This is a genomic window from Lactobacillus sp. ESL0677 (assembly GCF_029392875.1).
Lineage (GTDB): Bacteria > Bacillota > Bacilli > Lactobacillales > Lactobacillaceae > Lactobacillus.
This window is the reverse complement of sequence record NZ_CP113946.1, coordinates 145201-157862: the sequence shown is the minus strand read 5'-3', so window position 1 is coordinate 157862 and position 12662 is coordinate 145201. Positions and strand designations below refer to the sequence as shown.

The 12662-nt window shown below is 41.3% G+C and carries 11 protein-coding genes and 2 pseudogenes; all 13 read right to left on the bottom strand.

Features of this window, described 5'->3' with window-relative positions:
• Complete coding sequence (locus OZX76_RS00815; protein WP_277180132.1) at nucleotides 1-879, bottom strand: branched-chain amino acid ABC transporter permease; 879 nt, start codon at nucleotides 877-879, stop codon at nucleotides 1-3.
• Nucleotides 880-908: 29 nt separating this feature from the next.
• Nucleotides 909-2102, bottom strand: coding sequence for an ABC transporter substrate-binding protein (locus OZX76_RS00810; protein WP_277180130.1), 1194 nt, complete (start codon nucleotides 2100-2102; stop codon nucleotides 909-911).
• 742 nt (nucleotides 2103-2844) lie between these two features.
• Nucleotides 2845-3582 carry an amino acid ABC transporter ATP-binding protein gene (locus tag OZX76_RS00805; RefSeq protein ID WP_277180128.1) on the bottom strand — a complete coding sequence of 246 codons (738 nt, stop codon included), beginning with the start codon at nucleotides 3580-3582 and terminating at the stop codon, nucleotides 2845-2847.
• Nucleotides 3579-5029: pseudogene (locus tag OZX76_RS00800) on the bottom strand (ABC transporter substrate-binding protein/permease). Before OZX76_RS00800 ends, OZX76_RS00805 begins: the two are co-directional and overlap by 4 nt.
• A pseudogene (locus OZX76_RS09825) lies at nucleotides 5025-5663 on the bottom strand (transporter substrate-binding domain-containing protein); the annotation flags it as partial. The pseudogenes OZX76_RS09825 and OZX76_RS00800, both read right to left, overlap by 5 nt.
• Before the next feature lie 225 nt (nucleotides 5664-5888).
• Nucleotides 5889-6659 carry a carboxyltransferase subunit alpha gene (accA, locus tag OZX76_RS00795; RefSeq protein WP_277180124.1) on the bottom strand — a complete coding sequence of 257 codons (771 nt, stop codon included), beginning with the start codon at nucleotides 6657-6659 and terminating at the stop codon, nucleotides 5889-5891.
• Nucleotides 6659-7498, bottom strand: a complete 840-nt coding sequence (locus OZX76_RS00790) for an acetyl-CoA carboxylase carboxyltransferase subunit beta (RefSeq protein WP_277180122.1) — start codon at nucleotides 7496-7498, stop codon at nucleotides 6659-6661. The genes accA and OZX76_RS00790 overlap by 1 nt, the downstream gene beginning before the upstream one ends.
• Nucleotides 7498-8874: an acetyl-CoA carboxylase biotin carboxylase subunit gene (locus OZX76_RS00785; protein ID WP_277180120.1), complete on the bottom strand. Its 1377-nt coding sequence runs from the start codon at nucleotides 8872-8874 to the stop codon at nucleotides 7498-7500. Before OZX76_RS00785 ends, OZX76_RS00790 begins: the two co-directional genes overlap by 1 nt.
• A 10-nt stretch (nucleotides 8875-8884) precedes the next feature.
• Entirely contained in the window at nucleotides 8885-9331 is a 447-nt protein-coding gene (fabZ, locus tag OZX76_RS00780) for a 3-hydroxyacyl-ACP dehydratase FabZ (protein WP_277180118.1), read from the bottom strand.
• A 12-nt stretch (nucleotides 9332-9343) separates the two neighbouring features.
• Nucleotides 9344-9766 carry a biotin/lipoyl-containing protein gene (locus tag OZX76_RS00775; RefSeq protein ID WP_277180115.1) on the bottom strand — a complete coding sequence of 141 codons (423 nt, stop codon included), beginning with the start codon at nucleotides 9764-9766 and terminating at the stop codon, nucleotides 9344-9346.
• A complete protein-coding gene (gene fabF / locus OZX76_RS00770; RefSeq protein ID WP_277180113.1) occupies nucleotides 9767-10999 on the bottom strand; it encodes a beta-ketoacyl-ACP synthase II in 1233 nt (410 codons plus the stop codon).
• An 11-nt stretch (nucleotides 11000-11010) separates the two neighbouring features.
• Nucleotides 11011-11736 (bottom strand): 3-oxoacyl-ACP reductase family protein, encoded by a 726-nt coding sequence (locus OZX76_RS00765; protein WP_277180111.1) that lies wholly within the window; start codon nucleotides 11734-11736, stop codon nucleotides 11011-11013.
• Entirely contained in the window at nucleotides 11736-12662 is a 927-nt protein-coding gene (locus tag OZX76_RS00760) for an ACP S-malonyltransferase (RefSeq protein ID WP_277180108.1), read from the bottom strand. The genes OZX76_RS00765 and OZX76_RS00760 overlap by 1 nt, the downstream gene beginning before the upstream one ends.

The following is a 12662-nucleotide window of genomic DNA, read 5'->3' as shown; positions in this document are numbered from 1 at the left end:
CTAAACCTTTTCTTCAGTATTTTTACCAAAAATACCTGCTGGTAAGAAGAGTAAAATTACAATCAGGACAAGGTAAACAACCGCATCTTTGTAAGCTGACAGGCCAATTGACTGGAAGAAGGTTTCCAAAATACCAATCAAAAAGCCTCCTAGACTTGCTCCTGGAACCGACCCAATACCGCCTAAAACAGCAGCAACAAAGGCCTTAATGCCCGGTGTCATCCCCATTAACGGGTCAATCTGGTTGTAATACATGCCAATTAAAATTCCGGCAGCACCTGCTAGAGCCGAACCCAAAGCAAAAGTAAATGAAATCGTATGATTAACATTAACACCAACTAATTCAGCTGCTTCTGGGTCAACTGAGACTGCCCGCATAGCGCGACCCATTTTGGTTTTCTTAATAATTAATTGCAGTAAAACCATCAAAATCAGTGCTGTTACCAAAATCAATATTTGAATATTCGAAATTAATACCCCGCCCAAATTGTAGTTGACCTGCTCAATTACTTGGGGAAAGCTACGCGCATTTGACCCCAACAAATATGACATGCCGTTTTCTAACAAAAACGATACTCCAATTGCCGTAATTAAAACCGCAATTCGCGGCGACTTGCGTAATGGCCGATAAGCAAAGTATTCAATTACGACACCAGATACAGCGCCAACAACCATTGCCGTAAGTAGCGCCGTAATAAAATTAAAATGCCAAAGACTGATTACATAGTAGGCCGCAAAAGCGCCAAGCATGTAGATGTCACCGTGAGCGAAATTGATTAACTTGATAATACCGTAAACCATACTGTAGCCGAGTGCTAACAAAGCATAAATCGACCCGAGTGATAAGGCATTGATAATCTGCTGTAAGACTGTTTGCAAATTGGATCGCCCTTTCTAAAGATAATAAATTATTCGATACTAAATGAATTGCTTACTTTACCATTGGTCATTTGCTCAATTGCAATTGGCATCTCTGGGTCATGAGTCTTGTTAACGGTGATTTTACCGGTAACCCCATCAAAGTCTTTGATCTTAGCAAGACCAGCTGCAATTTTGACAGAATCATCGGACTTTTCGTCCTCAATTGCCTTCTTAACCATATAAACTGAATCATAAGCTAAAGCCGAGAACGTTGGCGCTGTTGTGTGATAGCGTGCCTTGTAAGCATTCATAAATTTAACAGCCGTTGGATTTTTAGCTGCAACATGAACTGAAAACGGCGTGGTGTAGTATACGTTAGTTGCATTCTTGGCACCGGCAATTTGCGCTAGCTTCGGGTCAGCCATACCATCGCTACCGATAATTGGTACTTTAATACCCATCTGCCGTGCTTGCTTAACAATTAGACCAACTTCGGTGTAATAACCGGGAACATAAATCGCGTCAATTTTCTTTCCTTTAAAGGAAGTCAGTACTGCATTAAAGTCTTTGTCACCTTCGGAATAAGTCTGACTATCGACAATTTTACCCTTGAAAGTTTGCTTAAATGCCTTAGCTAATCCTGTACCATAATCACTTGAGTTATCGGCATATACGGCCACGCGTTGAGCCTTTAACTTATTTTCCGCAAAGCGAGCGGCACTGCGTCCTTGAAAATTATTCTGAAAACATGCCCGGAACACAAACGGTTGCACCTTGCCATTCTTTTGGAGCGTATAACCCGGATCGGTTGCTGACGGGCTAACACTTGGTACGCTTGCTTTAGTCAAATTAGGAATTTCTGCTGTTCCAGCATTAGTTGTAGCTGGCCCCACAATTGCTGCCACCTTATCTTTAGTCGTTAATTGTGCTGCTACCGAAGCCGACGTTGCAATCGTTGTCTTATTATCACGAATAATTAGCTTAATCTTTTTCTTATGGCCATTAACATTAATGCCGCCGGCATCATTAATCTGATCGGCTGCCAGCTGAATCCCTTGCTTTTGTGCATTACCATAACCAGCTGCTGTCCCAGACAATTCCATGTTAACCCCAATCTTGACCGTTTTATTGTCTTGGTGTGTACCCTTGCTCGTATTCGTAGCGGCGCCACAACCAGCCATCATTAAGGCAATTGTCCCTGCCGATATAGCACCCATTATTCGTTTAGTAATTCGTTTCATTTTTCTCGCTCCTTTTTCTAAAATTACCAATTAAAAAACCTCATTCAACTTAATGAATGAGGTTTTTCTTGATTAGTTAAGCCCCATTCATTAAGACGCAAACTAGGGCTTAACTTATAGAATTACTGAGAAAGTAATTACTTAAGTTGAGCCCTTCCGTGCAACAACAAGGCAAACAAATTTTGAGCGGCATTTATCTCAATATCTTGCTTAATAAAGCTTTCGATTTTCATTAAAAATACCTCCTTAAAATTCATTTATATTTAATAATTAGTATTATATGAAACATGGTAGCGAGTGTCAAGGTTAATTTAATTAAATAAATTATAGACACAAAAATAGTAATAATTAGTTTCATCTTGAGAAAATTATGATATACTGGCTTTATAAGTATTATAACAGCGAGTATCCATTGTACTCACAACTCAAAAAGCATTATCAAGGTGGAGCTTGATAATGCTTTTTTTACACTCTCAATGAGCGTTTGAGTATCCTATTTTTATCACTACTTTTTGTGATTACGGCTTGAGCGGGATAGTTTTTCAAGCAATCTGTATTATAACAGTGTCCATCGTCCTCACCTCCTTTCTTAGTAAGGAGGAAAAGCAGTGATAAGCAAAATTATATCATATACACTTTAGTAATCGTCTACAATATATATTAATTATTTTTATCTAGATTATAAGCATTACAAAAAGGCAAACCTCTACGCGAGATTTGCCTTTTACATTTATTAAATTAACTAAACATTTAATACCTTATCTAAAAAGTCTTGCAAACGCGGATTTTGTGGATGGTCAAACATTGATTCTGGCGTACCTTGCTCCAAAATTTTCCCGTCAGCGACAAAGACGACGCGATCGGCAACTTCCTTAGCAAAGCCCATTTCGTGAGTAACAACAACCATTGTCATCCCTTCCTTAGCTAGCTTCTTCATTACGGCTAAAACATCGCCAACCATTTCTGGATCAAGTGCAGAAGTCGGTTCATCAAAGAGCATTACATCAGGATTCATTGCCAGTGCCCGCGCAATCGCCACCCGTTGCTGCTGACCACCAGACAATGACTGCACAGTCGCATCAAATTTATCTGCTAAACCAACGGTTTCCAGCAACTTTTTAGCTTGCTTATCAGCAGCATCCTTATCTAACTTCTTTAATTCAACGGGAGCTAGCATAATATTGGCACCAACTGACAGATTATTAAACAGGTTAAAGTGCTGGAACACCATACCGATATTCTCGCGCACCTTGTTCATGTCTGTTTTCGGATCGGCAATATTAATCCCATCAACAATGACAGTGCCCGAAGTCGGCTCCTCAAGCTTGTTAAGCGTTCGCAGCAAAGTACTCTTACCAGAACCAGACGGCCCAATAATAACGACAACTTCATTATCATCAACAGTTAAGTCGATATTTTTTAAAACCTTATTACTACCAAAGTTTTTAACTAAATTCTTTACTTCTATTTTCGCACTCATACATTTGTCCTCTTTTGTACCCAATTCGATAACCAAGTCAGCAATGTAATAATAATTAGGTAGATCACCGCAATAATTGTCCAGACCTTAAAGCCCTCTAAGTTCCGTGCGATAATAATTTTACCCGTTTGCGTCAATTCCAAAATACCGATAATAGATAAAATCGACGTATCCTTCAGGGTAATAATAAACTGGTTGATGAATGACGGCACCATTATCTTAATTCCTTGCGGCAAGATAACTTTCCGCATTGCTTTACCAAACGGTAACCCTAGCGAACGCGCAGCTTCCATCTGCCCAGAGTCAACAGCTTCAATTCCACCCTTAACAAAGGCAGCAATATAAGCACCTTCGTTTAAAGTTAACGTTAAGACCCCAGCAACAAAGGCAGGGATCTTTTGTCCAGTTAAACTTGGAATCCCAGTATAAATGAACAATGCCAAAACTAGTAGCGGCATTCCCCGGAAAAGATAAATCAAAGTGCTAGAAAGACCGTTGCAAAACTTGTTAGGCACAACACCGAGTAGGCCGACCAAAACACCAAAAATCGTTGCAAAGATGATAGCAACAACTGTAAGCCACATTGTTTCCGCAAAGCCAGATACTAATGCATCCTTATTCTGCTTGAGCAGACCAACGAAACTGCGGTCTTCAGTATCCTTACCATTATCAGCTACCTTTTTATTTTCAGTACCCAAGTACTTAGCAGTAATATCATCATAAGTACCACTGGCCTTCAAATCTTTTAGCCCAGCATTAAAGGCTGCCAATAAAGCGGCATTTTGTCCCTTTTTAACGGCAAAAGCATATGGTGCTCTAACTGCCGGCTTAGTCACGATCCGCAATTTTGTACCCTTTTTAATCGCATATTGCATTACTGGTTGGTCTTCAAAACAAGCGGCCGAGTTACCAGTCAGTACATCTTGGTACATATTGTTAGAATCATCAAATGTTGTGGTCTTAAAACCATATTTTTTCTTAATACTATTAGCATATTGCGCACCAGCTGTGCCCGTCTTAATGGCAACCTTTTTACCACGCAATTGCGACAATTTAGTAATTTTGCCCTTAGTCGAGGTCGCCATGACAACTCCCGACATAAAGTACGGATCAGAGAAGTCAATTTTCTTCTCACGCGCCGGAGTAATCGACATTCCTGCAATCATCCCGTCAATCTGACCAGATTCCAGTGCCTGCAGCGAACCATTAAAGCCCATCGGCTTGATATTAACCTTGAAGCCCTGCTCTTGCGCAATATTCTTCAAAATGTCAATATCAATGCCGATGTACTGATTATTCGCGTTAGCAAATTCAAATGGTGGAAAAGTTACATCGGTTCCAATTGTAAAGGTCTTACCCTTCAGTGCCGGATTCAATTTACTGCCAAGGTACTTGCCGACAATCTTATTGTAAGTGCCATTAGCTTTAATTTTGGCAAAGCCAGCATTAAACATCTTAATTAGTTCTTGGTGAGTACCCTTCTTAACGGCAAAACCATACCAACCAGTATTTGCAGCCTTAGTTACAATCTTCAGCTTCATGCCTTGATTAATCGCATATTGCATTACTGGCTGATCTTCAAAGCAGGCAACTGAATTGCCCGTCAGTACATCTTGATACATGTTATCGGAATCATCAAAAGTTACGGTCTTAAAACCATACTTTTTCTTCAAGCTAGTCGCATATTGGGCAGCTGCCGTTCCTGTTTTAATCGCAACTTTTTTACCTTTTAAATCGGCAAAGCTCTTGATCTTACTATTTTTACCAACAGCCATCACCACGCCAGTCTTAAAGTACGGCGTACCAAAGTCAAACTTAGCTTGGCGCTCCTTAGTAATCGTCATTCCGGCAATAATCCCGTCTAGTTGACCAGACTGCACAGATTGCACGGCACCATTGAAACCAACTTGTTTAGTTTCAACTTTGAAGCCCTCTTCTTTTGCCACCGCATTAATAATATCAATATCTATTCCAATATATTTATTATGATCATTGGCAAATTCAAACGGCGGATAAGTTACATCCGTCCCAATTTCATAGGTTTTAGCATCCGCTTTTGTCGTAAAAATGCTAAAACACATCAGCATTATTCCTAGGATAATTATCCCAAAAAAGCTTTTTTGCATTCTTTTATGCATAAACTCAGCTCCTAAAATTAAAACTAAATTATATATTTAATCAAAAATAAATGTATAACTTTGTTATTTATCTTACCATACTTATTAGATCGAATGTTAATCTGCTACCAATCTAATAAGAAAATTAAAAAACGAGCTTCATTAATAAATAAAGCTCGTTTCATTCCTTTAAAATTTACGAAAACGTGCGTGACGCTGGGCCAACAATTGTGGTAATTTAATTTGATCAAAGTCAAGCAGCTGTTCGACAATTAGTTGCTTTAGCGCAGCAGCATGATCAGCTAACACTTTTTCCGGTAAAACACGTTCAACGATGCCTTTTTCCCTGAGCCACTCAGGTTCAATATGCATTAGTTGCGCCGCGTCTTGTGCTCGTTGACCGTCTTTCCACATAATTGAAGCAAAACCTTCTGGCGAAACCACGGTATACATACTATGCTCCAGCATCCACACCTGATCGCTGCAGGCTAATGCCAAAGCACCACCTGATCCAGCCTCACCAATAATAATTGCTAATAATGGTACTTGCAGCTGCAACATTTCACTAATGTTATTTGCCAAAATTTGTCCTTGACCACTGGCTTCGGCATCAGCTCCGGGATAAGCTCCCGGCGTATTAATCAGCGTAATAATCGGGCAGTGCAGACTTTCGGCGGTCTTCATAATTCGCAACGCTTTGCGGTAACCTTGAGGTGTCGGACTACCAAAGTTAGTTGCGAGCCGCTCAGTCATGTCTTTACCCTTATTAGTAGCAACCACACAAACGCTGCGGTGATCAAGATTTGCAAAACCGCCAACAATTGCGGCATCGTCACTCGCAGCCCGATCTCCATGTAGTTCAAAAAAGTCAGGAAACAGCTGCTTGATTAACACCCGCATATCAGTCTTGCTATCCTGCCGCGCACCAGCCATAATTGCTGCTATCTTTTCACTTGCCATTAGGCTTCGCCCCACTTTCGTCCAGCAAAAATTGTCAGTAATTGGGCTAGTTTGTCAACTTGCTGCTCGCGTGGCACAATGGCGTCAACAAAGCCATTATGATAAGCATTTTCAGCGCTCTGAAAACCCTGTGGCAATTTCTTATGAATAGTTTGTTCAATGACGCGTCGTCCAGCAAATGCTAACATTGCCTTGGGTTCTGCCAAGATAATGTCCGCCTGTGAAGCAAAGCTTGCTGTCACGCCACCAGTTGTTGGGTCCATAATAACAACAATATAAAGCAAGCCAGCTGCCTGATGATCATTAACTGCCTGCGAAATTTTCGCCATTTGCATCAGTGACTGAATGCCCTCTTGCATCCGAGCACCACCAGAAGCCGTAAACATAATTACAGGTAAACTTAACTCCGTTGCTTTTTCAAACAATCGTGTTATTCGCTCACCATTGGCTGTCCCAAGACTGCCCATGATAAAGACAGGGTCCATAATCCCTAAGGCAACTGAATGTCCTTTAATTTCTGCTTGCCCCGTCAAGACAGCATCCCGCAACGTGGTCTGCTCACGTGCCTTAGTCAATTTTTCTTGATAACCAGGAAATGCCAGCGGATCAGTAGTAGTTAGGTCGGCATCCCATTCTGTAAATTGTTTAGTCAGCATCTTTAACCGCTGACGTGCCGTTACTCGAAAGCCATAGCCACAATTAGGACAAACACGATACTTACCGGCACGGGCAAAATAAAACTTCGCGCCACAATTTTTACAATAACGAAAAATACCCTTTGGTACCTTTTGCTCATAATCTTTCAGCGCTTCTTTAGGATGGCGTACAAACTTAACCATTATTTGTCCTCCTTACGCGCTTCTTTGATATATTGTGGCAAAAACGTCTGATCTAAATAAGTAATCAAATAATTGCCATCATTAAAAACGGGGTCTTCTAATAATTTAACCAAAAATGACCGATTAGTAGTTAAACCCGTAACCTGAAATTCATTTAAAGCATCAATTAACCGCCGAATTGCTAATGACCGCGTTTCGGCGTGAGCAATAATTTTAATAATCATCGAATCATAAAATGGCGAAACTATGTCGCCACTATTAACGCCGCTTTCAATCCGAATCCCTAGTCCACCTGGTAAAGCCATCTGCTTAATTGTTCCGGCTTGCGGACGAAAATTCGTCACCGGGTCTTCGGCATTAATGCGAGCTTCAATTGCTGCACCATGAACCTTAATTTGCTCTTGCTTAATCTGCAAGTCCTGCCCCGCCGCAATTTTAATCTGCGCTTTTACCAAGTCAATATGTGCTACTTCTTCAGTAATCGAATGCTCTACCTGAATCCGCGTATTCATTTCCATAAAATAAAAATGATGTTCAGGATCCATTAAAAACTCAATCGTACCCACATTTTCATACTTAATTGCTTTAACAGCTTTAAGCGCAATTTGTTGTAAATAACGACGCTCAGTAGCAGTAATTTGTGCGCACGGCGTTTCTTCAATTACCTTTTGGTGATTACGCTGCATTGAGCAATCACGTTCTGGCAAAGCAACTGCATTGCCATTCTTGTCACCAATAATTTGCACTTCAATATGCTTGGCGGGTGAAATGATTTTTTCTACATACATTCGGCCATCGCCAAAGGATAGCCGTGCTTCTTCTTGGGCTTCAGCAAAAGCATTAGGCAAATCTTCCGGTTTAATCACTTGCCTAATTCCTTTGCCGCCGCCACCAGCAACTGCCTTGAGCATTACAGGAAAGCCAACTGAGCGTGCCACTTCCAAAGCTGCCTTACTATCCTTAACAAAACCTTGACTACCAGGAATTACCGGCACATTATTTTGCCGCATGGCTTCACGGGCATTCGCTTTATTACCCATCAGTGAAATTGTCTCCGACTTTGGGCCAATAAAGGTTAAGTGACATTTTTCACATAGTTGAGCAAACTCTGGGCTTTCTGATAAAAAACCATAACCCGGATGAATCGCGGTTGCGCCAGTTAAAATCGCAGCACTAACAATATTTTCCATCTTTAGATACGAATCTGCCGGTTGTGGGCCGCCGATACACACTGCTTCATCAGCTTCTTTGACATGTTGGGCATTTTTGTCAGCTGTTGAATAAACCGCAACTGACTTAATTCCCATTTCTCGCAAAGCGCGAATAACCCGAATAGCGATTTCACCACGGTTAGCAATCAATACTTTTTTAAACATTCTTCACACCTTATTGAATTGCAAACGTTAATTCACACGTGCAGGCAACTTCACCATCAACTAATGCCTTTGCCTTACCAATACCGGCACTGCCACGCAACTTGTCCAGTTCCACTTCTAGGCGCAGACTATCGCCAGGAATTACCATTTTACGAAAACGGGCCTTTTTGATTCCACCGAAATAAGCAGTCTTGCCCTTAAATTCTGGCAATGTCAATAACGCAATTGCCCCGGTTTGCGCTAAAGCTTCGACAATTAGCACTCCTGGCATTACCGGATTACCCGGAAAATGTCCTTGGAAAAAGGCCTCATTCATTGTTAAATTCTTACACGCAATTGCATACTTACCAGCTTGATAATCCAGCACTCGATCAACTAGCAGCATCGGATAACGGTGCGGAATAATCTTTTGAATTTGAGTAATATCAAGTGTTTGCGGTATTTCTTGTTCTTGCATCTTCATCACACTCTAATCTGGCGTTACCGTAAATAACGGCTGATCGTATTCAACTACTTCTTCATTAGTAACTAAAATTTCACTGATCGTGCCGCTAACGTTACTTTTAACTTCCGTCATCATTTTCATCGCTTCAATTACGCAAACTACATCACCTTTGGCAACGTGATCGCCTACTTTTTTATATTGTGGCTTATCAGGATTAGCTTGCAAATAAACAATCCCCACTAACGGTGCCTTAATCTGCGGCAAACTTATCTTAGCCGGCGTTGAAATTGACTCTGCCGGCTTAGCAGCCACAGCAACAGTACCACTAGAAGCAACTGCCTGCTTTTTATCAATATCAATATGGCCACCGTCAAAGTCTAAGTTCAATTTAGTAATATTGCTCTGATTAACCTGTTTTATTAATTTTTGGATTTCTTCAAAAGTCATCTAATCAACCCACCTTTTCAATGCCAAAACTGCATTATGACCACCAAAGCCAAATGAATTACTAATGGCATAATCAACTTGCTGGTTGCGATTTTCGGTTGTAACCAGATGTACCGGACACTCAGGTGCCTGCTCAATTATGCCAACATTAACTGGTAATTGACCAGAATTCATCGCTGTTACACTAGCAATTGCTTCAATCGCACCAGCAGCCCCTAATAAGTGCCCCGTCATGCTCTTAGTACTAGAAACTAACACAGAACTATCCGTACCAAATACCTGATTAATTGCTTTAGCTTCAGCCGAATCATTACCTTGTGTCGCTGTCCCATGTGCATTAACATAACCAACTTCAGCTGGGGTAATATTTGCTTCGGCAATTGCTAATTGCATTGCTCGTGCTGCCTGTGTTCCTGCCGGATCTGGTGAAGTAATATGGTAGGCATCTGATGAAGTGCCATAACCCACTACTTCGCCTAAAATTTGTGCGCCGCGTTTTTGTGCATGTTCTAATGACTCAAGAACTAGCGACCCTGCACCTTCACCCATTACAAAGCCAGAACGGTGCGCATCAAAGGGTAAACTTGCCTTAGTCGGATCTGTTGCTTTAGATAAAGTCGACAAAGCCGCAAAACCGCCGATTCCATCAGCATTAATTGCAGCTTCTGACCCTCCAGTAATCATAACGTCACAACGGTTCTCTTTAATTTGACGGTAAGCTTCACCAATTGCATTAGTCCCCGATGCACACGCAGTCACAATTGTGGTACTAATTGCTTTAGCCTGATAACGAATTGACAGGTTGCCAGCAGCCATATTAGCAATTGACACCGGAATAAACATTGGCGACAAGCGATCAACGCCTTTATCGTGCATCTTAATGGTCTGCTGCTCAATCGTGGTTAAACCACCTATCCCTGATCCCCAAATAACACCAAAGCGATTACTATCAGTGTTGGTCTCATCAATACCTGCTTGCGCCATTGCTTCTGCAGTCGCATAAACCGCATACTGCGTAAACAAATCCATTCTTTTGGTGTCTTTTTTCTTCAAATGAACTAATGGATCAAAGTCGTCCAATTGACCAGCTAAAGTAACGCCAGTTTTAGCAGCATCAAAATAAGAAATTGGCTCAAAGCCAACTTTTTGTTCATTAATACTTGCTTCAAAGCTAGCAACATCATTACCGATTGGTGTTAATGCACCCATCCCTGTAATTACTACTCTTGTCATTGCTTCTCTCCTTACTGCATTGTCAAGCCACCATCAACGGTGATGACTTGCCCAGTAATATAATCATTTTGTGCTAAAAAGACTGCTGTTTGGGCTACTTCTTCAATCTGACCAAACCGCTTTAAAGGAATCTGCTTTGCAATTTCTGCTTGCCGTTTTTCACTTAAAGCTTGCGTCATCTGCGTTGCAATCATCCCCGGTGCAATCGCATTGCAGCGCAAGTTGCGCAAGGCTGCTTCTTTAGCAACCGATTTAGTCAGACCAATCACGCCAGCTTTACTAGCTGCATAATTAGCTTGACCAATATTACCGGTTAAGCCTACAACACTCGCCATATTAATAAAACAACCCGAGCGCTGTTTATACATTGGGCGCAATGCTTGCCGAATCACATTAAAAGTACCAACTAAATTAGTTTTCAAGACACAATCAAAATCAGCTTCCGACATGCGATTAAGTAAGCCATCTTTATTAATACCAGCATTATTAACCACTACATCTAACTGACCGAAGTGCGCCATAATCTGCGCAATTAGCTCTTTCACCGCAGCAGGCTCAGTAACATCAGCACTAACGTCAATTACTGGTGTTTTAAATTCAGCTAAAACTGCTTGAGCAATTGGTTGACGCGCATTCAAGACGATTTTGGCACCTGCTTGCGCAAAGGCTTTTGCAATCGCTAAACCAATCCCACGCGAACTACCAGTAACCAATACTACTTTATCTTTCAAATCCATTAAAGAGCCTCCAGTGCTGCAAGTGTTTTAGTTAATTCACTGCTACTATCAAGACGATAAGTTGCTAGACTGCGGTCAAGCTTACGGGCAAACGAAATTAGTGTTCTCCCCGGGCCCACCTCAATTACTGCATCCAAATCAGCCTGATGGGCAGCCAAGGTTTTAGCAAAATAAGTCGTTGATACTAACTGCTTAGTTAAGTTGTCAGTCAAAGTCTCAGGCTTAAACTCCGCTTGCGTGGTCGTACTATAAACCGGAAAAGTTCCCTGCTGCCAATTAACAGTCTGTAATTTAGTATTTAATGCGCTTTGAATTGGTGCCATCACTGGCGTATGAAAAGCACCACTAACTTGTAGTGGTATAACACGTTTACCTGCAGCTTTTAAGTCGCTGACAACTTGAGCAACAGCTGCACTTACCCCACCAACTACAATTTGTTGGGGCGTATTCACGTTAGCCACACCAATAGCACCTAAGCCAGCAGCATCTTTACAAGCAGCCTGAACATCAGCCAAATCTGCCTTCATGATTGCAGCCATCTTACTTGGTGTCCTTTCACTGGCTGCTTGCATCAACTCACCGCGGCGTTTAATTAATCGCAGCGCGGTCGCAAAATCAACATAACCACTAGCAGCTAAAGCACTATATTCGCCTAAGCTCAACCCAATACCAAATTTATCCCGTGGTAATTCCGTTTTAATCAATTGATAAAGGCCATAACTAATTGCCAAAATTGCAGGTTGACAATACTTAGTTGACGCTAAATCTGCTTTTTTAGCCTCATCAAACAATAAACTTGGCAAATCAAACTGCAAAATAGTTGCCGCGTCGTCGATTACCTTCCGATATGTAGGGATTGTTTCATACAAATCTTGGGTTAAGCCTGTTTTTTGGGCACCTTGACCACTAAATAGTAATCCAATCAT

Excerpts from the sequence above, each read along its gene's own strand:
- OZX76_RS00810 (WP_277180130.1), bottom strand. The coding sequence starts at position 2,102 with ATGAAACGAATTACTAAACGAATAATGGGTGCTATATCGGCAGGGACA.
- OZX76_RS00805 (WP_277180128.1), bottom strand. The coding sequence starts at position 3,582 with ATGAGTGCGAAAATAGAAGTAAAGAATTTAGTTAAAAACTTTGGTAGT.
- accA (WP_277180124.1), bottom strand. The coding sequence starts at position 6,659 with ATGGCAAGTGAAAAGATAGCAGCAATTATGGCTGGTGCGCGGCAGGAT.
- OZX76_RS00790 (WP_277180122.1), bottom strand. The coding sequence starts at position 7,498 with ATGGTTAAGTTTGTACGCCATCCTAAAGAAGCGCTGAAAGATTATGAG.
- OZX76_RS00785 (WP_277180120.1), bottom strand. The coding sequence starts at position 8,874 with ATGTTTAAAAAAGTATTGATTGCTAACCGTGGTGAAATCGCTATTCGG.
- fabZ (WP_277180118.1), bottom strand. The coding sequence starts at position 9,331 with ATGCAAGAACAAGAAATACCGCAAACACTTGATATTACTCAAATTCAA.
- OZX76_RS00775 (WP_277180115.1), bottom strand. The coding sequence starts at position 9,766 with ATGACTTTTGAAGAAATCCAAAAATTAATAAAACAGGTTAATCAGAGC.
- fabF (WP_277180113.1), bottom strand. The coding sequence starts at position 10,999 with ATGACAAGAGTAGTAATTACAGGGATGGGTGCATTAACACCAATCGGT.
- OZX76_RS00765 (WP_277180111.1), bottom strand. The coding sequence starts at position 11,736 with ATGGATTTGAAAGATAAAGTAGTATTGGTTACTGGTAGTTCGCGTGGG.
- OZX76_RS00760 (WP_277180108.1), bottom strand. The coding sequence starts at position 12,662 with ATGATTGGATTACTATTTAGTGGTCAAGGTGCCCAAAAAACAGGCTTA.